The following is a 23,143-nucleotide window of genomic DNA, read 5'->3' as shown; positions in this document are numbered from 1 at the left end:
GCCTTTTCTTTATTCCTCCCATGAAAAATGGCCGCTCGAAGCGGCCATTTTTCATGGGCGGGGTGATCAGTCGTCGTCCAGCGGGCCCATGGCGGTAGTGTTGAAGCCGCCATCGACGTAGAGGATCTCGCCACTGATACCGCTGGCCAGGTCTGAACAGAGGAAGGCGCCGGCATTGCCGACTTCCTCGATGGTGACGTTGCGCCGCAGCGGCGTCTGCCGCTCGTTGGCGGCCAGCATCTTGCGGAAACTCTTGATCCCGGAGGCGGCGAGCGTTCGGATCGGCCCGGCGGAAACCGCATTGACCCGGGTGCCTTCCGCGCCCAGGCTGCCGGCCAGGTAGCGGACCCCGGCCTCCAGGCTGGCCTTGGCCATGCCCATTACGTTGTAGTTCGGCATGGTCCGTTCGGCGCCCAGGTAGGAGAGGGTCAGCAGGCTGCCGTTGCGGCCCTTCATCATTTCCCGTCCGGCCTTGGCCAGGGCGATGAAGCTGTAGGCGCTGATGTCGTGGGCGATGCGGAAGCCCTCGCGGGTGGTCACCGCGGTGAAGTCGCCGTCGAGCTGATCGCCTGGAGCGAATCCGACGGAGTGGACGATGATGTCCAGGCCGTCCCAGTGCTTGCCCAGGGCGGCGAACACCGCTTCGATCTGGCTGTCGTCGGCCACGTCACAGGGGAAGCACAGCTCCGGCCGCGAGCCCCAGCCACTGGCGAACTCCTCCACCCGGCCCCTGAGCTTGTCGTTCTGGTAGGTGAAGGCCAGTTCGGCGCCTTCCCGGTGCATGGCGGCGGCGATGCCGGAAGCGATGGAGAGCTTGCTGGCGACTCCGACGATCAGGGCGCGTTTTCCTGTGAGAAATCCCATGGTCCGTTCCTTGTCTGCTACTCAGTTTTCCGCGCTTGCCGGGGCCATGAAGGCAGCCTCCAGCAATTGCTGCGTATAGGGATGTTGCGGCGAGGCGAAAACCGCTTCGGCGCTGCCCTGTTCCACTACCTTGCCATGTCGAACCACCATCAGCTGGTGGCTGAGCGCCTTGACCACCGCCAGGTCGTGGCTGATGAACAGGTAGGTGAGGTTGTACTTGCCCTGCAGTTGCCGCAGCAATTCCACGACCTGGCGCTGTACGGTGCGGTCGAGCGCCGAGGTCGGTTCGTCGAGCAGGATCAGTGCCGGTTTCAGCACCAGTGCCCGGGCGATGGCGATGCGCTGGCGCTGGCCGCCGGAGAATTCGTGGGGGTAACGGTAGCGGGTCTGCGGATCGAGCCCGACCTCCACCAGCGCGTCGATGATCGCCTGCTCCTGTTCGGCCTCGCTGCCGATCCTATGGATGCGCAGGCCTTCGCCGACGATCTCGCCGACACACATGCGTGGGCTGAGGCTGCCATACGGGTCCTGGAACACCACCTGCATCTCGCGGCGCAGCGGGCGCACGTCATGTTGCGCGAGACCGTCCAGCCGGGTGCCTTCGAAGCGGATGCCGCCCTGGCTTTCCAGCAGCCGCAGGATCGCCAGGCCAAGGGTCGACTTGCCCGAGCCGCTTTCGCCAACGATGCCCAGCGTCTGCCCGCGGGGTAGTTCGAAATTGACCCCGTCGACCGCCTTGACGTGGTCCACGGTGCGGCGGAACACGCCTTTGCGGATCGGGAACCAGACCCGCAGGTCGTCCACCGCCAACAGGGTTTCACCGGGCGGGTTGCTCGCCGGCGCACCGTTGGGCTCGGCGTTGAGCAGCTCGCGGGTATAGGGGTGTCGCGGGGCTGCGAAGAGTTCCTGGCAGGAAGCCTGCTCGACGATCCGCCCTTGTTGCATGACGCAGACGCGGTGGGCGATGCGCCGCACCAGGTTGAGGTCGTGGGTGATCAGCAGCAGGGACATGCCCAGGCGTGCCTGCAGGTCCTTGAGCAGATCGAGGATCTTCAACTGGACGGTGACGTCGAGCGCGGTGGTCGGTTCGTCGGCGATCAGCAGTTGCGGCTCGCAGGCCAGGGCCATGGCGATCATCACGCGCTGCCGCTGGCCGCCGGAGAGTTCGTGTGGATAGGCTTTCAGGCGCTTGGCCGGCTCGGGGATGCCGACCAGCTCGAGCAGTTCGAGAATTCTCGCGCTGGCCTTGGCGCCACCCAGGCCCTTGTGCAGGGCGAGGACCTCGGCGAGCTGCTTCTCGATGGTATGCAGCGGATTGAGCGAGGTCATGGGTTCCTGGAAGACCATGGCGATGCGGTTGCCGCGGATCCCGCGCAGGCGCCGTTCCGGGAGCTTGAGCAGATCCTCGCCCTGGTAGTGGATGCTGCCTGCTGGGTGGCTGGCGACGGAGTAGGGCAGCAGGCGCAGGATCGAGTGGGCGGTCACCGACTTGCCCGAGCCGCTTTCGCCGACCAGGGCCAGGGTCTCGCCCTGGCGGATGTCGAAGCTGACGCCTTCGACCACCCGCTGGCGTTGCTCGCCGGAGAGGAATTCGACGGCGAGGTCGCGGATTTCCAGAATGTTCTCGCTCATCTCATTTCCTCGGGTCGAAAGCGTCGCGGGCGGCTTCGCCGATGAACACCAGCAGGCTCAGCATGACCGCCAGCACCACGAAGGCGGAAATGCCCAGCCAGGGTGCCTGGAGGTTGGACTTGCCCTGGGCGACCAACTCGCCCAGCGACGGCGCGCCGGGCGGCAGGCCGAAGCCGAGGAAGTCCAGGGAGGTGAGGGTGCCGATGGCGCCGGTGAGGATGAACGGCATGAAGGTCAGGGTCGAGATCATCGCGTTCGGCAGGATGTGACGGAACATGATGGCGCTGTTGCGCATGCCGAGGGCCCGGGCGGCGCGGACGTATTCCAGGTTGCGCCCGCGGAGGAACTCGGCGCGGACCACGTCCACCAGGCTCATCCAGGAAAACAGCAGCATGATGCCCAGCAGCCACCAGAAGTTCGGCTGGACGAAGCTGGCCAGGATGATCAGCAGGTAGAGCACCGGCAGCCCCGACCAGACTTCCAGGAAACGCTGGCCGAGCAGGTCGACCCAGCCGCCGTAGTAGCCTTGCAGGGCGCCGACGGTGACGCCGATCAGAGAACTGAGCACGGTCAGGGTCAGGGCGAAGAGGATCGACACGCGGAAGCCGTAGATCACCCGGGCGAGCACGTCGCGGGCCTGGTCGTCGGTGCCCAGCCAGTTTTCCGCCGACGGCGGGGCGGGGGCGGGAACCTTCAGCTCGTAGTTGATGGTGTCGTAGCTGTAGGGGATCGGCGGCCAAAGCACCCAGCCGTCCTTCTCGGCGATCAGTTGGCTGATGTAGGGGCTCTTGTAGTTGGCTTCCAGGGGGAATTCGCCGCCGAAGGTGGTTTCCGGGTAGCGTTTGAAGACCGGGAAATACCAGCCGCCGTCGTAATGCACGACCAGCGGTTTGTCGTTGGCGATCAGTTCGGCGCCGAGGCTGCCGACGAACAGGATGAGGAACAGCCAGAGCGACCACCAGCCACGCTTGTTGCTCTTGAAGCGGGCCCAGCGGCGCTGGTTGATGGGAGACAGGCGCATCGGATTACTCCCGGTTCTCGAAGTCGATGCGCGGATCGACCAGGGTGTAGACGATATCGCTGATCAGCTTCATGACCAGCCCGAACAGGGTGAAGATGAACAGCGTGCCGAAGACCACCGGGTAGTCGCGGTTCATCGCCGCTTCGAAGCTGAGCAGGCCGAGGCCGTCGAGGGAGAAGATCACCTCGATCAACAGCGAACCGGTGAAGAAGATCCCCAGCAGCGCAGCCGGCAGGCCGGCAATCACCAGCAGCATGGCGTTGCGGAATACGTGCCCGTAGAGCACGCTGCGTTCGGTCAGGCCCTTGGCGCGGGCGGTGACCACGTATTGCTTGCCGATCTCGTCGAGGAAGCTGTTCTTGGTCAGCAGCGTGATGGTGGCGAAGTTGCCGATCACCAGGGCGGTTACCGGCAAGGCCAGGTGCCAGAAATAGTCGAGTACCTTGCCGCCGAGGCTGAGCTGGTCGAAGTTGTTCGAGGTCAGGCCGCGCAGGGGGAACCAGTCCCAGTAGCTGCCGCCGGCGAACAGCACCACCAGCAGGATGGCGAAGAGGAAGGCGGGAATGGCGTAGCCGACGATGATCGCCGAGCTGGTCCAGATGTCGAAGACGCTGCCATGGCGGACCGCCTTGGCGATCCCCAGCGGGATCGACACCAGGTACATGATCAGCGTGCTCCAGAGTCCGAGCGAGATCGACACCGGCAATTTCTCGATGATCAGGTCGGTGACCTTGGCGTCGCGGAAGAAACTCTGCCCGAAGTCCAGGTGCAGGTAGTTCTTCAGCATGATCATGAAGCGCTCGGGGGCCGACTTGTCGAAGCCGTACATGCGCTCGATCTCTTTCACTAGCTCCGGGTCCAGGCCTTGCGCGCCGCGGTATTGCGAGCCGGCCACGGCGACTTCGCCGCCGCCGCCGGAGATGCGTCCGGTGGCGCCGCCGGAAGCGGCGTCGAAGCCTTCCAGCTTGGCGATCATCTGCTCCACCGGACCGCCGGGAGCGGCCTGGATGATGATGAAGTTGATCAGCAGGATGCCGAACAGGGTAGGGACGATCAGCAGCAGGCGCCGCAGGATATAGGAGAGCATGCGGCGTTACTCCCGTTCCGGCTCGGCGTCTTGCGCGGCTTCGGCTTGCGCCTTGCTCGGCAGCGCCTTGTCGCTGGTTTGCCACCAGGTCATCAGGCCCCAGTCGTAGAGTGGCGTCACCTTCGGCCGGCCGAAACGGTTCCAGTAGGCGACCCGCCAGGTATCGACGTAGTAGTTGGGAACCACGTAGTAGCCCCACGACAGTACGCGGTCGAGGGCGCGGGTATGGTCGATCAGGCTTTGCCGCGAGTCGGACTGGATCAGGCTCTCCACCAGGCTGTCGATGGCCGGGTCCTTGAGGCCGATGAAGTTGCGGCTGCCGGCCTTGTCGGCGCTGCTGGAATGCCAGAACTCTCGCTGTTCGTTGCCTGGCGAGTTGGATTGCGGCCAGGTCGCCGAGGTCATGTCGAAATCCCGCGAGCGCAGGCGGTTGACGAACTGCGAGACGTCGACGCGACGGATCTGCATGTCGATGCCAAGTTCGGCCAGGTTGCGCTTGAACGGCAGGATGACCCGTTCCATGTTGGCCTGGAACAGCATGAATTCGAAGCTCAGTGGTTGGCCGTCGGGACCTACCATGCGGTTGTTCTCGATCCTGTAGCCGGCCTCGGTGAGCAACTGGTAGGCCTTGCGCCGCTGCTCGCGGATCACCCCGCTGCCGTCATTGACCGGATTCTGGAAGACCTGGTCGAAGGCCTCGTCGGGAATCTTGCCGCGCAGCGGTTCGAGGATCTTCAGCTCGGCTTCGCTGGGCAACTGGTGGGCGGCCATCTCCGAGTTCTCGAAATAGCTGTTGGTGCGCTTGTAGGAGCTGAAGAACAGCTGCTTGTTCGACCATTCGAAGTCGAACAGCAGGCTGATCGCCTGGCGTACCCGGCGGTCCTGGAACACCGGGCGGCGGATATTGAAGGCGAAGCCCTGCATCCCTACCGGGTTGTGGTTGTGGATGCTGGCCTTGATGAAGCGCCCGTCGCGCAATGCCGGCGACTCGTAGCCGGTGGCCCAGTCCTTCGCCGAATATTCGAGGTTGACGTCGTACTGGCCGGCCTTGAAGGCTTCCAGGGCGACCGACATGTCGCGATAGGAGTCGATGGTGATGGTGTCGAAGTTATAGAGTCCGCGGGAGACCGGAAGGTCCTTGGCCCACCAGTCCTTGACTCGCTCGTAGCTGATGGAGCGTCCCGGATCGACCTTGGCGATGCGGTAGGGACCGCTGCCTACCGGGATTTCCATGCCGGTCTTGGAAAAGTCGCGGTCGGCCCACCAGTGTTTCGGCAGGATCGCGATCTGCCCGAGGATCAGCGGCAGTTCGCGGTTGCCGGCGTGCTTGAAGTCGAAGCGCACGCGAAGCTTGTCCTCGGCGACCACCTTGTCGACGTCCGCATAGTAGTTGCGGTACATCGGGTCGCCCTTGCTCACCAGCGTCTCGAAGGTGAACACCACGTCTTCGGCGGTGACCGGCGTGCCATCGCTGAAACGGGCCTGGGGGCGCAGGTAGAAGCGCACGTAGCTGTTGTCCGGTGCCTTCTCGATCTTCTCCGCGAGCAGGCCGTATTCGGTGAACGGCTCGTCCTGCGACTGGAAGGCCAGGGTGTCGTAGATCAGGCCCAGCGAAGGGGCCGAGACGCCCTTGCCGATGAACGGGTTGAGGCTGTCGAAGCCGCCGAAGTCGGCCTGGCGGAGGATGCCGCCTTTTGGCGCATCCGGATTCACGTAGTCGAAATGCTTGAAATCGGCGGGATACTTCGGAGGCTCATCGTAGAGCGTCAGTGCATGTTTCGGGGCGGCGAGGAGCGGGCCGCAGCAGCCGAGCAGCAGGGCTGCCAGCAGAGGGGTGAAGCGGGGACGGATCATCGGGACGTCTCCAGGTTTTTCTGCCACCACGCGCGCAGGCCCAGGGTGTAGGGCGGGGTGGCGACGAAGGCGAAGCGGTTGCGGTACGCCAGACGGTGCGAATTGAGGTACCAGTTGGGAATGCTGTAGTACTGCCAGAGCAAGGTCCGGTCCAGGGCGCGCGCGGCGGCGACCTGTTCGTCGCGGCTGTGGGCGCCTAGCAGGCGGTTGAGCATGGCGTCGACCACCGGGTTGGCGATGCCCGCGTAATTCTTGCTGCCCTTGACCTTCACCTGGCTGGAGTGGAAGTACTGCCACTGTTCCAGGCCGGGACTGAGGGTCTGCGGCAGGGTCATGAGGATCATGTCGTAGTCGAACTGGTCCAGGCGCTGCTTGTATTGGGCGCGGTCGACGGTGCGCAGGCGCGCGTCGATGCCGATGCTGGCGAGGTTTTCGCGATAGGGCTGGAGAATACGCTCCAGGCTCGGATTGACCAGCAGGATTTCGAAGCGCAGCGGTTCGCCCTTTTTATTCAGCAGTCGGTCGCCGGACAGCTTCCAGCCGGCATCGGCCAGTAGACCGAGCGCATGCCTGAGGGTTTCACGGGGAATGCCGCGCCCCTCGGTGGTCGGCAGGCTGAACGGCTGTTTGAACAACTGCGCCGGCAATTGCTTGCGGTACGGCGACAGGTACAGCCATTCCTGGCCCTCCGGGACGCCGCTGGCGGCGAATTCGCTGTTCGGGTAGTAGCTGCGCGAGCGCAGGTAGGAATTGCTGAAGAGGGCGCGATTGGTCCATTCGAAGTCGAACATCTCGCCCAGCGCCTGGCGTAGCGCGCGCTCCTTGAACACGGCGCGACGGGTGTTCATGAACAACGCCTGGGTCTGGCTGGGGATCTGGTGCGGGATTTCCGTGCGGATCACATCGCCGCGCAGAACCGCGGGGAAGCGATAGTTGTTCAGCCAGTTCTTCGCCTGGTGCTCGATGTAGAAGTCGAACTCGCCGGCCTTGAAGGCTTCGAAGGCGACGCCGTTGTCCCGGTAGAAGTCCACCACGACCCGGTCGAAATTGTATTTGCCGCGGTTCACCGGCAGTTTTTCGCCCCACCAGCCCTTCACGCGTTCGAACACCAGGCGGCGCCCGGGATCGACCTCGACGATGCGATAGGGACCGCTGCCCAGCGGCGCGGTGAAGGTGGTGGCGCGGAAGTCGCGATCCTTCCAGTAATGCTGCGGCAGCACCGGAAGCTCGCCCAGGCGCAGGATCAGCAGCGGGTTGCCGGAGCGCCGCAGGACGAAACGCACCCGGTGGGGGGTGAGGATATCGACCCGCTTCACCTCCTGCAGGTAGGTGCGGTACATCGGGTGCCCCTGCTTGACCAGGGTGCGATAGGAAAAGGCCACGTCGCTGGCGGTGATCGGCCTGCCGTCGTGGAAGCGCGCTTCCGGCCGCAGGTTGAATACCACCCAGCTGCGGTTTTCCGCGTATTCCACGCTCTTCGCGATCAGGCCATAGCTGGAGGCTGGTTCGTCGCCGGACGGGTCGTACAGGCCGGTGCCCACCATCAATGGTTCGTTCAGCTCGTTGACTCCGTACTGGAGGAAATCGCCGGTGCCGATCGGGCTGGTGCCTTTCAGGGTGTAGGGGTTGAGCGTGTCGAAGCTGCCCGAGGCCATCAGGCGCAAGGTGCCGCCTTTGGGGGCGTCGGGATTGGTCCAGTCGAAGTGCTGGAAATTGGCCGGATACTTGAGCGTGCCGAATTGGGCATAACCATGGCTCTGGGTAATCGCGGCGAAGCTGGGCAGGCTCACGGCCAGGCCGAGGATCAGGAAGGAGAGGCGACGCATCAGGCGTGTGTCCGGGTCCTTGGCTATTTTTGACAACGAATCGTCAGACAACAGTAACACCTTGCCCGCACAGGAAAAAAGAGGGAGCGCGGGCCTGTCCGGCCTAGGGTCCGGGGTTCTGGCCGCGCTTGCGAAAACGCCACGCCGGCAGGAGCGGGCGTGGCGTTTCGGGACGGCCTGCAATGGGCTGTCAGCGGCTCGCGGTGTCCAGGTACAGGGTCAGGGTCTGGCCGGGCTTGAGCGCCTGCTTGCTGCGCGGGTTCCAGCGCTGCAGGTGCTTCATTTCGACATTGAAGCGCTTGGCGATCAGGTACATCGAGTCGCCTTGCTTGACCTTGTAGTAGGTGGCGCTGTCGCGCTTGCCGGCGGCGTTTCCCTTGCGGGCCGCCAGGGCCTGGGTGCCGCCTTGCAGCTTGAGGGTCTGGCCGACCTTCAGGGCGTGCTTGTCCAGGCCGTTCCAGCGCTTCAGGTCGTTGACGTCGACGCCGTTGTTGCGGGCGATCTGCCACAGGCTGTCGCCGTTCTTGACCTTATAGGAGCGGGTCCTGGCCGGGGTGGAAGCCTGTCGGGCGAGTTGCTGGTAGACCGGCTTGACGGCGCCGCCGGCGATCTGCCCGGGGATGCTCAGTTGCTGGCCCTTGCGCAGGTGGTTGCTGGACAGGCGGTTGGCGCTCTTGAGCTCCGCTACGGTGATCCGATAGCGGTTGGCGATGCTGTGCAGGCTGTCGCCGCTACGCACCCGGTATTGCTGCCAGGCGGTGACTTCCTTCGGCTTGAGGGTGTCCAGCGAGGCGGTCAGGAACGCCGCTTTCTCCATCGGCACCAACAGTTGCTGGGGGCCGTCCATGGTCACGCGGCGCTTGTAGGCCGGGTTCAGCTGGTACAGCTCGTCCTCGTCCAGGTTCGCCAGCGCGGCGACGCTGGACAGGTCGATCCCGCGCTTGACCCGGACGGCCTGGAAGTAGGGCTCGTTGTTGATCGGGTTCAGGCTGATGCCGTAGGAATCCGGCGCCATGACGATCTGTGAGAGGGCGAGCAGCTTGGGTACGTAGTCCTGGGTTTCCTGCGGCAGCGGCAGGTTCCAGTAGTCGGTCGGCAGGCCCAGTTTCTCGTTGCGTTCGATGGCGCGGCTGACAGTGCCTTCGCCGGCGTTGTAGGCCGCCAGGGCGAGCATCCAGTCGCCGTTGAACATGTCGTGCAGGCGCTCGAGATAGGTCAGGGCGGCATTGGTCGAGGCGGTGATGTCGCGGCGACCGTCGTAGAAATTGGTCTGGCGCAGGTTGAAATGCTGGCCGGTGGCGGGAATGAACTGCCAGAGGCCGGCGGCGTTGCTGCGCGACAGGGCGAAGGGGTTATAGGCGCTTTCGATGACCGGCAGCAGCGCCAGTTCGAGCGGCATGTTGCGTTCTTCCAGGCGCTCGACCACGTAGTGCATGTAGAGGCTGCCGCGCGCGCTCGATTGTTCGAGGAACGACTGGTTGCTGAGGAACCAGAGGCGCTGGCGTTCGATGCGCGGGTTGGTGCTGATCGCATCCTGGAGCTGGAAACCGTCGCGCATGCGGTCCCAGATGTCGTTGTAGGCGGCGTTCTGGCCGGGCTGGGTATGCAGCCAGGAGGGGTTGAACTGGACGTCGACGGCTCGGGCGCCGGGACGTGCTGCTTTGGCCTGGGCCTCCCCCTTGATCTGGCCGCTGCCCTGGCAGCCGACGAGCGCACCGGCGATGAGCAGGATGGACACCCGAACGGCGCGAGCCAGGGCGTCTAGATCGGGGGTTTTACGTGTCTGTGGCGGCATCGGCTGAGTGCTGTTCCGGGCAAAAATTCAGCCGATTCTAGAAATGACCTCAAGAGTGGTCAAGATTTCGCCAACCTTCAGAACTGGTCCTTCCAGGCCCTCAGGACGGCGAAAACCTCCTCCGGGGTGCGGTTTTGCTGGCCGCTCCGCTGGTCGGCTTTTTTCTTAACAGATTTTTCCGAAACGCGAAGAAATGGATTGGTCGACAATTCCAGCGAGATTTCCGACGGCAGGGTGATGCGGTCCCGTTCGCGCAGCCGGGTCGCTTCCTCGAAGCGTTCCCGCAGCGCTGCGTTGTCGGGCTCCACCGCCAGCGCGAAGCGCAGGTTGCTCAGCGTGTACTCGTGGGTGCAGTAGACCCGGGTGTTGGCCGGCAGCGCGGCCAGTCGCGCCAGGGAATGATGCATCTGCGCCGGGGTGCCTTCGAAGAGACGGCCGCAGCCGGCGGCGAACAGGGTGTCGCCGCAGAACAGCAGCGGCGTCTCCGCCGGGTGGTAGTAGGCGATATGGCCGAGGGTATGGCCGGGCACGTGGAAGATCTCGAAGACCAGGCCGAGCACCTCGACCCGTTCGCCGTCTTCCAGCGCCAGGTCGCGGGCCGGGATCTTCTCGTTGGCCGGGCCGAGAACCCGCGCGCCGGTCAGTTCCTTCAGGGCCGCGACGCCGCCGACGTGGTCGTGATGGTGGTGGGTCACCAGGATATCGCTCAACCGCCAGTCGGGATGGGTGGCCAGCCAGGCTTCCACCGGCTTGGCGTCGCCGGGGTCGACCACCGCGCAGCGACGGCTTGTCGCATCTTGCAACAGCCAGATGTAGTTGTCGTTGAAGGCGGGCAGGGCGTCGATCTGTATCATGGGTCGATGTCGCTAAGCAGAAGTCATTGGCGCATAGTATTGCTTATTTTCCCGTCGTGCCGGCGTCCGTCGCCGCGAAGGGGAAGACGCTGGAGGTACGCATGAACGAACCGCAAGCCTTCGCCCAGACCGATGCCGAGTGGCTGGCATCGATCAACCGGGCGCGCGACTGGTTCCAGGGGCCGCTGGGCAGCCTGATGCTGGCCGAGGAGCGACGCCTGTTGTGCGACGAGCTGACCCGTTACTTCGGTGGCTACCTGGTGCACTACGGGCCGCATGCCGAACTGCCGCCGAGCACCGGACAGATTCAGCGCGGCGTGCGCCTGGGGCCGCCGCTGCCGGGCGTGGACATCGCCTGCGAAGAGGGCGCCTGGCCGCTCAGCGAACATGCCGCGGACGTGGTCCTGCTGCAACACGGCCTGGATTTCTGCCTGTCGCCTCACCGTCTCCTGCGCGAAGCCGCGCGTACCGTTCGTCCGGGCGGCCACCTGCTGCTGATCGGCATCAACCCATGGAGCCTGTGGGGCATCCGTCATTATTTCGCCGGGGATGCCTTGCGCCAGGCCCGCTGCATTCCTCCGTCGCGGGCCTGCGACTGGCTCAACCTGCTGGGCTTCGCGCTGGAGAAACGGCGCTTCGGGTGCTATCGTCCGCCGCTTGCGTCGGCAGCCTGGCAATCGCGCCTGGCTCGCCTGGAGCGCTGGGGCGACGCCTGGCAGTCTTCGGGCGCCGGCTTCTATCTATTGGTGGCACGCAAGCTGGTCGTGGGGTTGCGCCCGTTGCGCCAGAGCAAGCGCGAACCGCGCGGTCAGCTGGTGCCCATGCCGGTGGCGAAAGTCAGCCGGCGAGATTCCGAAATTTAGGCATGACAGATAAAGAACAGGTAGTGATCTATACCGACGGCGCCTGCAAGGGCAACCCTGGGCGCGGCGGCTGGGGGGCGTTGCTCCTCTACAAGGGCGCCGAGCGAGAGCTTTGGGGCGGCGAGCCGGACACCACCAACAACCGCATGGAACTGATGGCGGCGATCCAGGCGCTGGCGGCACTCAAGCGTTCCTGTCCGATCCGTCTGATCACCGACTCGGAATACGTGATGCGCGGCATCACCGAATGGTTGCCGAACTGGAAGAAGCGCGGCTGGAAGACCGCCAGCAAGCAGCCGGTCAAGAATGCCGACCTCTGGCAGGCCCTGGATGAGCAGGTCGCCCGGCACCAGGTGGAGTGGCAGTGGGTCCGCGGGCATACCGGCGATCCCGGCAACGAGCGGGCCGACCAGTTGGCCAACCGTGGCGTCGCCGAATTGCCGCGCTGAGCGGCCACACCGAAACAAGCGTTCAGCAGCCGCGGCTGCAGCGAAACAGAGAAAGGCTCTATAGATGCGTAGCGTCGTACTGGATACCGAAACCACCGGCATGCCGGTGACCGATGGTCACCGGATCATCGAGATCGGCTGTGTCGAGCTGGAGGGGCGCCGCCTGACCGGTCGCCACTTCCACGTCTACCTGCAACCCGATCGCGAGGTTGACGAAGGGGCGATCGCCGTCCACGGCATCACCAACGAATACCTGAAGGACAAGCCGCGCTTCCGCGAGGTCGCCAACGATTTCTTCGAATTCATCCGCGGCGCCCAGCTGATCATCCACAACGCGGCGTTCGATATCGGCTTCATCAACAACGAGTTCGCCCTGCTGGGCCAGCAGGACCGCTCGGACGTGACCGAGTACTGCTCGGTGCTGGATACCCTGCTGATGGCCCGCGAGCGCCATCCGGGCCAGCGCAACAACCTCGATGCGTTGTGCAAGCGCTACGGCGTGGACAACTCCGGCCGCGACCTGCACGGCGCGTTGCTCGACGCCGAGATCCTCGCCGACGTCTACCTGGCGATGACCGGCGGCCAGACCAGCCTGTCGCTGGCCGGCAGCGGCGCGGAAGGCGACGGCAGCGGCCGGCCGATGGTCAGCCCGATCCGTCGGCTCGATCCGGCGCGGGTCGCCACCCCGGTGCTGCGCGCCAACGCCGAAGAGCTGGCTGCGCATGCGGCGCGGCTGGCGGTGATCGAGAAGTCGGCAGGTGGTCCGTCGCTCTGGGCGCAACTGGAAGCGCCGGTCGGCGAATAGCCTGCCCATGCACCACGGGCGCCGCGTTCAGCGCGTCGCCCGCTCCACCAGCAAGGTGTCGCAGAACTGCTCGAAACGGCGGATCCTGCCGTCCTCCACCGTCCATACGTGTGCCACGCGCGCTTCGAACGACTTGCCGCTGCGACGGTGGGTCGCTGCATATCGACCGACGGCGACCACGCTGTCGCCGCCGTCGATCAGGCGCTCGATCTCGACCCTGAAGCCCTCCCAGTCCCGCTGCAAGGCCTGGAACACACCGGCGCCGATGGCGGCCGCGCCGACATAGGTGCCGGCCAGCGGGAAACCGGCCATTTCCGTCCATTCGGTGCGTTCGTCCATGTCCGCCAGCATTCCGGCGAGGTCCCCACGGCTAGAGGCCGCATAGTGATCGCTGACGATCCGATAAGCGCTGCGCATCGTTGTCGCTCCGTAGCAGGGCAGAGAGGTCCATGCTCCTCGCTGGCGGGAGAGGAGGCAAGCGCGGCGCGCCGACTTGTGTTGCCGCGACCTTTTCTTACAAGGGCAAGCCGCCGGGGGTTACGCGCGTGCCGGCAAGTCTCTACCCTGAGCCGACCGGCGGGGTTCGCCCGCCTGCTGCTCGGGATCAACAATGTATAAAGACCTCAAATTTCCCGTCCTCATCGTCCATCGCGACATCAAGGCCGACACCGTTGCCGGCGAACGCGTGCGGGGCATCGCCCACGAACTGGAGCAGGACGGCTTCAGCATTCTCTCCACCGCCAGCTCCGCCGAGGGGCGCATCGTCGCTTCCACCCACCACGGCCTGGCCTGCATTCTGGTCGCCGCCGAAGGTGCCGGGGAAAACCAGCGCCTGCTGCAGGATGTGGTCGAACTGATCCGCGTGGCCCGCGTGCGGGCGCCGCAATTGCCGATCTTCGCCCTCGGCGAGCAGGTGACCATCGAGAACGCGCCGGCCGAGTCCATGGCCGACCTGCACCAGTTGCGCGGCATCCTCTACCTGTTCGAAGACACCGTGCCGTTCCTCGCCCGCCAGGTCGCCCGGGCGGCGCGCAACTACCTGGCCGGGCTGCTGCCGCCATTCTTCCGTGCGCTGGTCGAGCACACCGCGCAGTCCAACTATTCCTGGCATACGCCGGGCCACGGCGGCGGTGTCGCCTATCGCAAGAGTCCGGTGGGACAGGCGTTCCACCAGTTCTTCGGGGAGAACACGCTGCGTTCCGACCTGTCGGTCTCGGTCCCCGAGCTGGGATCGCTGCTCGACCATACCGGCCCCCTGGCCGAGGCCGAGGACCGTGCCGCGCGCAATTTCGGCGCCGACCATACCTTCTTCGTGATCAATGGCACTTCCACCGCGAACAAGATCGTCTGGCACTCCATGGTCGGTCGCGAAGACCTGGTGCTGGTGGACCGCAACTGCCACAAGTCGATCCTCCACTCGATCATCATGACCGGGGCGATACCGCTCTACCTGACTCCGGAACGCAACGAACTGGGGATCATCGGGCCGATCCCTCTGAGCGAATTCAGCAAGGAGTCGATCGCCGCGAAGATCGCCGCCAGCCCACTGGCGCGCGGCCGCGAGCCGAAGGTGAAGCTGGCGGTGGTGACCAACTCCACCTACGACGGCCTGTGCTACAACGCCGAGCTGATCAAGCAGACCCTCGGCGACAGCGTCGAGGTGTTGCACTTCGACGAGGCTTGGTACGCCTATGCCGCGTTCCACGAGTTCTACGACGGACGCTATGGCATGGGCACCTCGCGCAGCGAGGAGGGACCCCTGGTGTTCGCCACCCACTCCACGCACAAGATGCTCGCCGCCTTCAGCCAGGCCTCGATGATCCACGTGCAGGATGGCGGGACCCGGAAGCTGGACGTGGCGCGCTTCAACGAAGCCTTCATGATGCACATCTCGACCTCGCCGCAGTACGGCATCATCGCTTCGCTGGACGTGGCTTCGGCGATGATGGAAGGGCCCGCCGGGCGTTCGCTGATCCAGGAGACCTTCGACGAGGCCCTCAGCTTCCGCCGGGCCCTGGCCAACGTACGGCAGAACCTGGACCGGAACGACTGGTGGTTCGGCGTCTGGCAGCCGGAGCAGGTGGAGGGCACCGATCAGGTCGGCACCCATGATTGGGTGCTGGAGCCGAGCGCCGACTGGCACGGCTTCGGCGATATCGCCGAAGACTACGTGCTGCTCGATCCGATCAAGGTCACCCTGACCACCCCGGGCTTGAGCGCCGGCGGCAAGCTCAGCGAGCAGGGGATTCCGGCTGCCATCGTCAGCCGCTTCCTCTGGGAGCGCGGGCTGGTGGTGGAGAAAACCGGTCTCTACTCCTTCCTGGTGCTGTTCTCGATGGGCATCACCAAGGGCAAGTGGAGCACCCTGGTCACCGAACTGCTCGAATTCAAGCGCTGTTACGACGCCAACCTGCCGCTGCTCGACGTCTTGCCCTCCGTGGCCCAGGCCGGCGGCAAGCGCTACAACGGAGTGGGCCTGCGCGACCTCAGCGACGCCATGCACGCCAGCTACCGCGACAACGCCACGGCGAAGGCCATGAAGCGCATGTACACGGTGCTGCCGGAGGTCGCGATGCGGCCGTCCGAGGCCTACGACAAGCTGGTGCGCGGCGAGGTCGAGGCGGTACCGATCGCTCGGTTGGAAGGGCGCATCGCGGCCGTCATGCTGGTACCCTATCCGCCGGGTATCCCGCTGATCATGCCGGGTGAGCGCTTCACCGAGGCGACCCGCTCGATCCTCGACTATCTCGAGTTCGCGCGGACCTTCGAGCGCGCCTTCCCTGGTTTCGACTCCGATGTGCATGGCCTGCAGCATCAGGACGGACCGTCCGGGCGCTGCTATACCGTTGAATGCATAAAGGAATGAAGCCGACAGGCTAAGGGGTGTCGATGGCGGGGGGAGAGAAGGCCGGCAAGCGCGGCATGGGGTTCTGGACCTGCAGCGCGCTGGTGATCGGCAACATGGTCGGTTCGGGAGTCTTCCTGCTTCCCTCCAGCCTGGCGGCGTTCGGCGGGCTCAGCCTGTTCGGCTGGCTGGTGTCGAGCACCGGCGCGGTGCTGCTGGCGCTGACCTTCGCCCGCCTGGCGCGGGTCAACCCCGGCGCCGGCGGCCCCTACGCCTATACCCGCGACGGTTTCGGCAGCTTCGCCGGCTACCTGTGCGCCTGGACCTACTGGAAAGCCGCCTGGATCGGCAACGCGGCGATCGCCGTGACCCTGGTCGGCTACCTGCGGGTATTCATCCCGGCGCTGGCGGATCCGCTGCTGATGGTCAGCGTGGCCATCGCCGCGATCTGGCTGTGCACCCTGATCAACCTGCGAGGCATCGGCACCTTCAGCGTGGTGCAGAACCTGCTGACCATCCTCAAGCTGCTGCCGTTGTTGCTGGTCGGTATCCTCGGCTGGTTCCACTTCAATCCCGAGCACCTGGCGATCCCGGCGCGCAGCGAGCTGCCGAACATGGGCTATGCCCAGGCGATCGCCACCACCGCGGCGCTGACCCTGTGGTCGTTCATCGGCCTGGAGTCGGCCACCGTGCCGGCCGACGACGTCGAGGATCCGCGCCGCACCATTCCCCGTGCGACCCTGTTCGGCACGCTGGCCGCGGCGGCCCTCTACATCCTCTCGATCACTGCGGTGCAGGGCCTGATGCCGCCGGAGGTGCTGGCCCGCTCCACCTCGCCGTTCGCCGACGCGGCGCGGATCCTGATGGGCGACTGGGGCTACTACCTGGTGGCTGCCGGGGCGGTCATCGCCTGCCTGGGCGCGCTCAATGGCTGGGTCCTGTTGCAGGGCCAGATCCCGGTGGCTCCGGCGCGCGACGGGCTGTTCCCGGAGTCGCTCGGCCAGCTCAACAAGAACGGCGCGCCGGCCCACGGCCTGCTGGCCTCGGGGCTGCTGGTGACGGCGCTGGTGATGGTCGACGGGCATGGCGACCTGGTCGATGTGTTCAACGTGATCATCCTGCTCGGCACCATGACCGGGGTGGTCCCCTACGCGTTCTGCACCGCCGCGCTGTTGCAACTGCTGGCGGTGCGACCGGACGAGTTCTCGCCGCGTTCACGCCGGCAATTGCTGGTGATCGGCTCGCTGGGCTTCGCCTACTCGCTATGGGCGCTGTATGGCACCGGCCAGCAGGCGATCTTCTGGGGCTTCCTGGTGCTGATGGCCGGTATCCCAATGTACACCTGGCGGCAATGGCGCAACCAGGTCAACGGAGTGCCGACGCTCAAAGCCAATGACTGACCGCCCACCAGCCCAGGCCGCCCATCACCAGGGTGTAGGGTAGCGCCATCCAGACCATGCGGCCGTACGACAGGCGCACCAGCGGGGCGATGGAGGAGGTCAGCAGGAAGAGGAACGCCGCCTGGCCGTTGGGCGTCGCTACGCTGGGCAGGTTGGTGCCGGTATTGATCGCCACCGCCAGGGTATCGAAATGCTCGCGGCTCATGTGGCCGGCATCCAGCGCCTGTTTCACCTCGGTGATGTAGATGGTGGCGACGAATACGTTGTCGCTGATCGCCGAGAGCAGGCCGTTGGCGATGAACAGCATGCCCGGCTGGCGTTCCGCCGGCAGCGCCAGCACCGCCTGGATGATCGGGGTGAACAGGTGCTGCTGGTGGATCACCGCGACCACCGCGAAGAACACCACCAGCAGCGCAGTGAACGGCAGGGCCTCCTGGAAGGCGCGGCCGATCTGGTGTTCGTCGGTGACGCCGGTGAAGGCAGTGATCAGCACGATCACCAACAGGCCGATCAGGCCGACCTCGGCGACATGCAGGGCCAGCCCGACGATCAGTACCAGCGCCGCCAGGGCCTGCACCAGCAGCGCGGCCTTCTGCTGCGCTCCGCGTTTGCGGCTTTCGCTGGCGGCGTACTCGGCGAGCACCTGGCGCACCGCCGCCGGCAACTGGGCGCCATAGCCGAAGCGGCGGCTCTTCTCCAGCAGCACGCAGGTCAGCAGGCCGGCCGCCAGTACCGGCATGGATACCGGCGCGACCTGGCGGAAGAACTCGACGAAATGCCAGCCGGCCTCGTGGCCGATCAGCAGGTTCTGCGGCTCTCCCACCAGGGTGCAGACGCCGCCCAGCGCGGTGCCGACCGCCGCGTGCATGAGCAGGCTGCGGAGGAAGGCGCGGAATTCCTCGAGATGGGCCCGGTGCAGCTCGGGGACCTGGCGGTCGGTGGCGGGATCGTAGTCCTCGCTGGCGCGCTGCCCCGAAGCGACCCGGTGATACACGGCGAAGAATGCCACCGCCACGCTGATCACCACGGCGGTCACGGTGAGGGCGTCGAGGAAGGCCGAGAGGAGGGCGGCCAGCAGGCAGAACAGGAGCGATAGCAGGGTCTTCGAGCGCACGCCGAGCAGCAGGCGGGAAAACAGCAGGAGCAGCAGGTCCTTCATGAAGTAGATGCCGGCGACCATGAACATCAGCAGCAGGAGCACCGGGAAGTTGTGCTGCAATTCCGCATAGAGCGCCTCGGGGGTAGCCAGGCCAAGCAGCAGCGCCTCCAGCACCAACAGGCCACCCGGCTGTAGCGGATAGCATTTCAGCGCCATGGCCAGGGTGAAGATGAACTCGCCGACCAGCACCCAGGCGCTTGTCACCGGCCCGGCCAGCCATAGCAGCAGGGGGTTGAGCAAGAGGAAGGCGAGCACCGTCAGCTTGTACCAGCGCGGCGAATGCCCGAGGAAGTTCTGTGCGAAAGCCTGGCTCAGGGGACTGCTCACGATGGACTCCACGGCAAGGAAAAGACTGAAAATGCCAGCAGGACTTTCGTTGGATCAAGCGTTTAGCGCAATCATCGAAGAGATTGCGGTATCAATGGGCGTGCCGTGCATCACATAGTGCAGCATCGACATTTGGCTCGCCCTTGTTATAGTTGCGGGATTTTCCGCACAACAAAAATCTCTGCGTTCTGACAGCGCAGTTGCTCTGCCGAGGACTATCGCCGTGACCGAGTACAACGCATTCCGTGTGGAGCTGGCAGACAAGATCGCCCACGTCCAGATCAACCGTCCGGACAAGATCAATGCCATGAACCAGGACTTCTGGCGCGAGATCATCGAGATCTTCCGCTGGGTCGACGATACCGACGAAGTGCGGGTGGTCGTGCTGTCCGGGGCGGGCAAGCATTTTTCCTCGGGGATCGACCTGATGCTGCTGGCCCAGGTCGGCAGCCAACTGGGCAAGGACGTCGGCCGCAACGCCGACGCCCTGCGTCGCAAGATTCTCGAGCTGCAGGCCTCGTTCAACGCGGTCGACAACTGCCGCAAGCCGGTGCTCGCGGCGATCCAGGGCTACTGCCTGGGCGGCGCCATCGACCTGGTCTCGGCCTGCGACATGCGCTACTCGACCGCCGACGCGCAGTTCTCGATCAAGGAGATCGACATCGGCATGGCCGCCGACGTCGGCACCCTGCAGCGCCTGCCGCGGATCATCGGCGATGGCATGATGCGCGAGCTGGCCTACACCGGGCGCATGGTCGACGGCGAAGAGGCACGGAGCATCGGCCTGGTCAATCGTACCTACGCGGACCAGGCCGCATTGATGGATGGGGTCTTCGAACTGGCGCGGCAGATCGCCGCGAAGTCGCCGATCGCCATCCGTGGTACCAAGGAAATGATCCGCTATATGCGCGACCACCGGGTCGACGACGGCCTCGAGTACGTCGCTACCTGGAACGCCGCCATGCTCCAGTCCGCCGACCTGCGGGTGGCGATGGCCGCGCATATGGCCAAGCAGAAGCCGGAATTCGCTGATTGATGCCGTTGTATATTCTTGCGCGGGAGGCGCACTAGACCGATGGTCACAGGAGCCACGTCCCTCAGTCTGGTGCGCGACGAGTTGTTCGCCACCATGGAACAGGCCGAACAGGGTCTTGAGCAGTTCATTGCCGAGCGGCAGAACGGCAGCCTGCTGCAGCACGCCGTCGAATGCCTGCAACAGATCCGCGGCACCCTCAACCTGATCGAGCTGGCCGGCGCCGAGCTGCTGGCCCAGGAAGCCCTGCAGCTGGCGACCGACATTCCCACCGGCGTCAGCGAGGAGCGCGACGGCCAGCTGGCAGCCCTGGGCAACGCCCTGTACGTGCTGCGCCGCTACCTGGAGAACGTCGAGGCCAATCGCCAGGAGATCCCCGAGCTGCTCTTGCCGGCGATCAACGAAGTGCGCTGTGCCGCAGGGCAGCCGGCGCTGCCGGAAAGCTTCTTCTTCAGCGCCCGCCTGGATATCCCGCGGCCGCCGAGCACTGCCATCGACCACCTGCCTTCCGAAGCCGAACTGGGCGAGGAAAGCCGGCGGATGCGCCACATGTACCAGATCGGCCTGCTCGGCCTGATCCGCGAACAGAACCTCTATCCCAGCCTCAAGCTGATGGGCCGCGCGCTGGCGCGCCTCGACAGCCTGCACGGCGGGGTGGCCCGTTCGCGGCTGTGCTGGATCGGCGCCGCGGCGATCGAGTCGATCGTCGATGGCCAACTGTTGCCGCGCAAGTCGCGCAAGCAACTGTTCTCGCGCATCGACCGCGAGCTCAAGCAATTGCTGATCGGCCCGGCCTACGAGGCGCCGCGCCATCTGCTCAAGGAACTGCTTTACCTGGTGGCGCTGTCCGACGGCCAGGGCCCGCGTTCGCGCGAGGTCCGCGAACTGCATGGGCTGGCGCCGCTGCCGTTCACCGACCACCTGCTGGAAGAGGAATCGCAGCGCCTGTCCGGCCCCGGCCAGTCGGTGATGCGTTCGCTGTCCACGGCGATCCGCGAGGAACTCGCCGGGGTCAAGGACATGCTCGACCTGATCGAGCGCGGCGTGGCCCAGCCGGATAGCCTGACCAACCTGCATGCGCAACTGGGCAAGCTGAGCAAGACCCTCGGCATGGTCGGCCTGAACTCGGCCGGCACCGCCCTGCAGACCCAGCTACCCACCGTGGCCGCCTGGGCTGCCAGCGGCGTCGCCGATTCGCCGCCGGCGTTGCTGCGCCTGGCCGATGCGGTGCTCTACGTGGAAAGCATGGTCGGCAACCTCGAGCGCGGCGAGCGCCGCATCATCCGGCCGACTCCGGCGGAGCCCGGGCAGGAAGCCGATGCGTTCGCCGTGCACCAGTTGGCCGAGGCGCGCATCGTGGTGATCGAGGAGGCCAAGGCCGGCCTGGCCCTGGCCAAGCGTGCGATCACCGCGTACCTGGAATCCAATGGCGACAAGCTCAACCTGGCCAACGTCCCGGCCAGCCTGCAGGCGGTCCGGGGCGGTCTCTGGTTCCTCGGTCAGGAGCGCGCCGCGCTGCTGGTCGGCGGCTGCGCCGACTACATCCAGCAGCGCATGATCGAGACCGCGCAGATGCCTTCGGAACAGATGCTGGAAACCCTCGCCGACGCCCTGACCAGTCTCGAATACTATCTCGAGGGCGGTGCCGTGCTGCGTCCGCAGGGCCAGCCGGACGTCCTCGACCTGGCCAGCGCCAGCGTCAAGGCGCTCGGACTGCCGGTGGCCGCCTGATGGCCGGCGAGTTCCGCTGGCAGGCAGGTCGGCCGGCTACCGCCCAGGTCGGCGGCTGGGTGCTCGCGCACTGTCAGCAGCGCTTCCTCCAGGACGACAACGGCCTGCTGTTCCCCCGCGAATGGCTGAAGCGCCAGGAACTCCCGCTGCTCGCCGAACATGGGGTCGGCCATTGGCAGGGCGAGCCGGTCTACGTGCTGGAACTGGACGAGCCGATCGAGCTGCCGGGCATGGCCTGGGCGCCGTTGCGGCAGTTCATGCTGCACGGCGATTTCGATCAGTTCTGCATGCTCGGCTATGCCAGCCAGATCGGCATCTGGGCACGTCACAACCGGTTCTGCGGCAATTGCGGCACACGCATGCAGGCGCAGGACCACGAGCGGGTGATGCAGTGTCCGCAGTGCGGGCTGCACCAGTACCCGCGCCTGTCGCCGAGCATGATCGTCCTGGTGACCCGGGGCGACGAGGTGTTGCTGGCGCGTTCGCCGCGCTTCGTGCCGGGGGTCTACAGTACCCTGGCCGGCTTCGTCGAGGCCGGCGAGTCGGTGGAGCAGTGCGTGGTCCGCGAGGTGCGCGAAGAGGTCGGGGTGGAGGTCGCCAATCTCGAATACATCGGCAGCCAGAACTGGCCGTTCCCGCATTCGCTGATGCTCGGTTTCCACGCCGAGTACGTGTCCGGCGAGATCGTCCCGCAGGAAGACGAGATCGAGGACGCCCAGTGGTTCTCCCTCGATGCCTTGCCGCCGCTACCGGCGCAGCGCTCGATCGCCCGGCACCTGATCGACCTGTACCTGGCGCGCCGCTCAGGCGCCGCTGAACCAGTGCTGCCAGGCTAGCCGCGCGGTCAGCGCCAGGACCACCAGGATGAACACCGGGCGAATGAACTTCGCCCCGCCGCCGATGGCAGTGCGCGCGCCGAAATAGGCGCCGACCATCAGCGACGCACCCATGCACAGGCCGAGCAACCAGATCACCTGGCCGGAGGCGATGAACACCGCCAGCGCCACTATGTTGCTGACGAAGTTCATGCTCCGCGCCACACCGCTGGCGCGGACCAGGTCCAGCGGGTACATGAGCAGCGAGCTGACGGTCCAGAACGCTCCGGTGCCCGGTCCCGCCACGCCGTCGTAGAAGCCCAGGGCGAGGCCCTGCGGCCACTGGCGCTTGCGTCCGAGCGGCGCATCGGCGTCCAGCGGCGCCTTCGGCGTGCCGCCGAAGAGCATGTAGAGGCCGCAGGTGAATACCACCACCGGGAGCATCCGGTTCAGCCACTCGGCGGGCAGCAGGTGAGCCGCCCAGGCGCCTATGGCGGCGCCGATCGCGGTGGCGAGCAGACCGTTGCGCCATTTCCCGGGATGGAACAGCTTGCGCCGGTAGAAGGTGTAGCTGGCGGTCGCCGCACCGAAGGTCGAGCTCAGCTTGTTGGTACCCAGCGCCAGGTGCGGCGGGACCCCGGCGGTGAGCAGCGCAGGGATGGTCAACAGGCCGCCGCCGCCGGCGATGGCGTCGATGAAGCCGGCGAGAAAGGCCACCACGGCCAGGATGATCAGGGTGCTGGGGTCTATCGCGAGTTCGAAGGGCATGAAAAACCGGACCTG

General features: G+C 65.7%; 19 protein-coding genes. 8 read left to right on the top strand and 11 right to left on the bottom strand.

All coding sequences use genetic code 11. The annotated features are described in order from the left end of the window. Positions 1-66: 66 nt before the first annotated feature. The 8 genes from fabI to gloB form a co-directional block, all read right to left on the bottom strand. Entirely contained in the window at positions 67-864 is a 798-nt protein-coding gene (gene fabI, locus ACTJJX_RS21350; RefSeq protein ID WP_003087936.1) for an enoyl-ACP reductase FabI, read from the bottom strand. 21 nt (positions 865-885) lie between these two features. After that, positions 886-2,496: an ABC transporter ATP-binding protein gene (locus tag ACTJJX_RS21345; RefSeq protein WP_003117689.1), complete on the bottom strand. Its 1,611-nt coding sequence runs from the start codon at positions 2,494-2,496 to the stop codon at positions 886-888. Between the two features lies 1 nt (position 2,497). Then, on the bottom strand, positions 2,498-3,517 hold the full coding sequence (locus ACTJJX_RS21340; RefSeq protein WP_003087942.1) for an ABC transporter permease: 1,020 nt from the start codon (positions 3,515-3,517) through the stop codon (positions 2,498-2,500). 4 nt (positions 3,518-3,521) lie between these two features. Next, the gene (locus ACTJJX_RS21335) at positions 3,522-4,604 is read right to left on the bottom strand and encodes a microcin C ABC transporter permease YejB (RefSeq protein ID WP_016851749.1); all 1,083 of its coding nucleotides are present in this window, start codon (positions 4,602-4,604) and stop codon (positions 3,522-3,524) included. A 6-nt stretch (positions 4,605-4,610) separates the two neighbouring features. Next, positions 4,611-6,458: an extracellular solute-binding protein gene (locus ACTJJX_RS21330; protein ID WP_003087944.1), complete on the bottom strand. Its 1,848-nt coding sequence runs from the start codon at positions 6,456-6,458 to the stop codon at positions 4,611-4,613. Further along, positions 6,455-8,284: an extracellular solute-binding protein gene (locus ACTJJX_RS21325; protein WP_003113590.1), complete on the bottom strand. Its 1,830-nt coding sequence runs from the start codon at positions 8,282-8,284 to the stop codon at positions 6,455-6,457. The genes ACTJJX_RS21330 and ACTJJX_RS21325 overlap by 4 nt, the downstream gene beginning before the upstream one ends. A gap of 190 nt (positions 8,285-8,474) precedes the next feature. Continuing rightward, positions 8,475-10,079, bottom strand: coding sequence for a lytic transglycosylase domain-containing protein (locus ACTJJX_RS21320; protein WP_016851748.1), 1,605 nt, complete (start codon positions 10,077-10,079; stop codon positions 8,475-8,477). Positions 10,080-10,156: 77 nt separating this feature from the next. Continuing rightward, the gene (gloB, locus tag ACTJJX_RS21315) at positions 10,157-10,933 is read right to left on the bottom strand and encodes a hydroxyacylglutathione hydrolase (protein WP_004343011.1); all 777 of its coding nucleotides are present in this window, start codon (positions 10,931-10,933) and stop codon (positions 10,157-10,159) included. A 101-nt stretch (positions 10,934-11,034) separates the two neighbouring features. Here gloB and ACTJJX_RS21310 point away from each other — a divergent pair, with 101 nt between their 5' ends. The 3 genes from ACTJJX_RS21310 (at position 11,035) to dnaQ (ending at position 13,050) form a co-directional block, all read left to right on the top strand. Further along, complete coding sequence (locus ACTJJX_RS21310) at positions 11,035-11,796, top strand: methyltransferase domain-containing protein (RefSeq protein ID WP_003087952.1); 762 nt, start codon at positions 11,035-11,037, stop codon at positions 11,794-11,796. A gap of 2 nt (positions 11,797-11,798) precedes the next feature. Beyond that, positions 11,799-12,245 carry a ribonuclease HI gene (gene rnhA / locus ACTJJX_RS21305; protein ID WP_003087954.1) on the top strand — a complete coding sequence of 149 codons (447 nt, stop codon included), beginning with the start codon at positions 11,799-11,801 and terminating at the stop codon, positions 12,243-12,245. A gap of 64 nt (positions 12,246-12,309) precedes the next feature. Further along, the gene (dnaQ, locus tag ACTJJX_RS21300) at positions 12,310-13,050 is read left to right on the top strand and encodes a DNA polymerase III subunit epsilon (RefSeq protein ID WP_003087958.1); all 741 of its coding nucleotides are present in this window, start codon (positions 12,310-12,312) and stop codon (positions 13,048-13,050) included. 27 nt (positions 13,051-13,077) lie between these two features. Here the strand turns inward: dnaQ and ACTJJX_RS21295 are convergent, their stop codons facing one another. Then, positions 13,078-13,467, bottom strand: coding sequence for a nuclear transport factor 2 family protein (locus ACTJJX_RS21295; RefSeq protein ID WP_003132809.1), 390 nt, complete (start codon positions 13,465-13,467; stop codon positions 13,078-13,080). Positions 13,468-13,660: 193 nt separating this feature from the next. Here ACTJJX_RS21295 and ldcA point away from each other — a divergent pair, with 193 nt between their 5' ends. Together ldcA and ACTJJX_RS21285 are read left to right on the top strand one after the other, a co-directional pair. Next, the gene (gene ldcA, locus ACTJJX_RS21290) at positions 13,661-15,916 is read left to right on the top strand and encodes a lysine-specific pyridoxal 5'-phosphate-dependent carboxylase LdcA (protein WP_003087961.1); all 2,256 of its coding nucleotides are present in this window, start codon (positions 13,661-13,663) and stop codon (positions 15,914-15,916) included. A gap of 23 nt (positions 15,917-15,939) precedes the next feature. Next, positions 15,940-17,295 carry an amino acid permease gene (locus ACTJJX_RS21285; RefSeq protein WP_003117687.1) on the top strand — a complete coding sequence of 452 codons (1,356 nt, stop codon included), beginning with the start codon at positions 15,940-15,942 and terminating at the stop codon, positions 17,293-17,295. Here the strand turns inward: ACTJJX_RS21285 and nhaB are convergent. Continuing rightward, on the bottom strand, positions 17,279-18,781 hold the full coding sequence (gene nhaB, locus ACTJJX_RS21280; RefSeq protein WP_003113594.1) for a sodium/proton antiporter NhaB: 1,503 nt from the start codon (positions 18,779-18,781) through the stop codon (positions 17,279-17,281). The two genes, ACTJJX_RS21285 and nhaB, sit on opposite strands and share 17 nt — an antisense overlap. Positions 18,782-19,004: 223 nt before the next feature. Here nhaB and ACTJJX_RS21275 point away from each other — a divergent pair, with 223 nt between their 5' ends. From ACTJJX_RS21275 to nudC, 3 genes are read left to right on the top strand one after another with little or no spacing between them, the layout of a single operon-like run. Then, positions 19,005-19,817: a crotonase/enoyl-CoA hydratase family protein gene (locus ACTJJX_RS21275; protein ID WP_003087972.1), complete on the top strand. Its 813-nt coding sequence runs from the start codon at positions 19,005-19,007 to the stop codon at positions 19,815-19,817. Between the two features lie 39 nt (positions 19,818-19,856). Then, positions 19,857-21,545, top strand: a complete 1,689-nt coding sequence (gene fimL / locus ACTJJX_RS21270) for a type IV pilus/biofilm regulator FimL (RefSeq protein WP_003098159.1) — start codon at positions 19,857-19,859, stop codon at positions 21,543-21,545. After that, positions 21,545-22,381 (top strand): NAD(+) diphosphatase, encoded by an 837-nt coding sequence (gene nudC, locus ACTJJX_RS21265; protein WP_003113595.1) that lies wholly within the window; start codon positions 21,545-21,547, stop codon positions 22,379-22,381. The genes fimL and nudC overlap by 1 nt, the downstream gene beginning before the upstream one ends. Here nudC and ACTJJX_RS21260 read toward each other — a convergent pair. After that, positions 22,349-23,128, bottom strand: coding sequence for a TSUP family transporter (locus tag ACTJJX_RS21260; RefSeq protein WP_003113596.1), 780 nt, complete (start codon positions 23,126-23,128; stop codon positions 22,349-22,351). The two genes, nudC and ACTJJX_RS21260, sit on opposite strands and share 33 nt — an antisense overlap. Positions 23,129-23,143 lie beyond the last annotated feature (15 nt).

The organism is Pseudomonas sp. 22490, from assembly GCF_052044465.1.
Classification (GTDB): Bacteria; Pseudomonadota; Gammaproteobacteria; order Pseudomonadales; family Pseudomonadaceae; genus Pseudomonas; species Pseudomonas aeruginosa.
The sequence above is the reverse complement of the archived record's forward strand: the minus strand, read 5'-3'. Positions and strand labels throughout refer to the sequence as shown.

What these genes read in the sequence shown, in the direction of transcription:
- fabI (WP_003087936.1), bottom strand. Translation starts at nt 864, where the DNA reads ATGGGATTTCTCACAGGAAAACGCGCCCTGATCGTCGGAGTCGCCAGC.
- ACTJJX_RS21345 (WP_003117689.1), bottom strand. Translation starts at nt 2,496, where the DNA reads ATGAGCGAGAACATTCTGGAAATCCGCGACCTCGCCGTCGAATTCCTC.
- ACTJJX_RS21340 (WP_003087942.1), bottom strand. Translation starts at nt 3,517, where the DNA reads ATGCGCCTGTCTCCCATCAACCAGCGCCGCTGGGCCCGCTTCAAGAGC.
- ACTJJX_RS21335 (WP_016851749.1), bottom strand. Translation starts at nt 4,604, where the DNA reads ATGCTCTCCTATATCCTGCGGCGCCTGCTGCTGATCGTCCCTACCCTG.
- ACTJJX_RS21330 (WP_003087944.1), bottom strand. Translation starts at nt 6,458, where the DNA reads ATGATCCGTCCCCGCTTCACCCCTCTGCTGGCAGCCCTGCTGCTCGGC.
- ACTJJX_RS21325 (WP_003113590.1), bottom strand. Translation starts at nt 8,284, where the DNA reads ATGCGTCGCCTCTCCTTCCTGATCCTCGGCCTGGCCGTGAGCCTGCCC.
- ACTJJX_RS21320 (WP_016851748.1), bottom strand. Translation starts at nt 10,079, where the DNA reads ATGCCGCCACAGACACGTAAAACCCCCGATCTAGACGCCCTGGCTCGC.
- gloB (WP_004343011.1), bottom strand. Translation starts at nt 10,933, where the DNA reads ATGATACAGATCGACGCCCTGCCCGCCTTCAACGACAACTACATCTGG.
- ACTJJX_RS21310 (WP_003087952.1), top strand. Translation starts at nt 11,035, where the DNA reads ATGAACGAACCGCAAGCCTTCGCCCAGACCGATGCCGAGTGGCTGGCA.
- rnhA (WP_003087954.1), top strand. Translation starts at nt 11,799, where the DNA reads ATGACAGATAAAGAACAGGTAGTGATCTATACCGACGGCGCCTGCAAG.
- dnaQ (WP_003087958.1), top strand. Translation starts at nt 12,310, where the DNA reads ATGCGTAGCGTCGTACTGGATACCGAAACCACCGGCATGCCGGTGACC.
- ACTJJX_RS21295 (WP_003132809.1), bottom strand. Translation starts at nt 13,467, where the DNA reads ATGCGCAGCGCTTATCGGATCGTCAGCGATCACTATGCGGCCTCTAGC.
- ldcA (WP_003087961.1), top strand. Translation starts at nt 13,661, where the DNA reads ATGTATAAAGACCTCAAATTTCCCGTCCTCATCGTCCATCGCGACATC.
- ACTJJX_RS21285 (WP_003117687.1), top strand. Translation starts at nt 15,940, where the DNA reads ATGGCGGGGGGAGAGAAGGCCGGCAAGCGCGGCATGGGGTTCTGGACC.
- fimL (WP_003098159.1), top strand. Translation starts at nt 19,857, where the DNA reads ATGGTCACAGGAGCCACGTCCCTCAGTCTGGTGCGCGACGAGTTGTTC.
- nudC (WP_003113595.1), top strand. Translation starts at nt 21,545, where the DNA reads ATGGCCGGCGAGTTCCGCTGGCAGGCAGGTCGGCCGGCTACCGCCCAG.
- ACTJJX_RS21260 (WP_003113596.1), bottom strand. Translation starts at nt 23,128, where the DNA reads ATGCCCTTCGAACTCGCGATAGACCCCAGCACCCTGATCATCCTGGCC.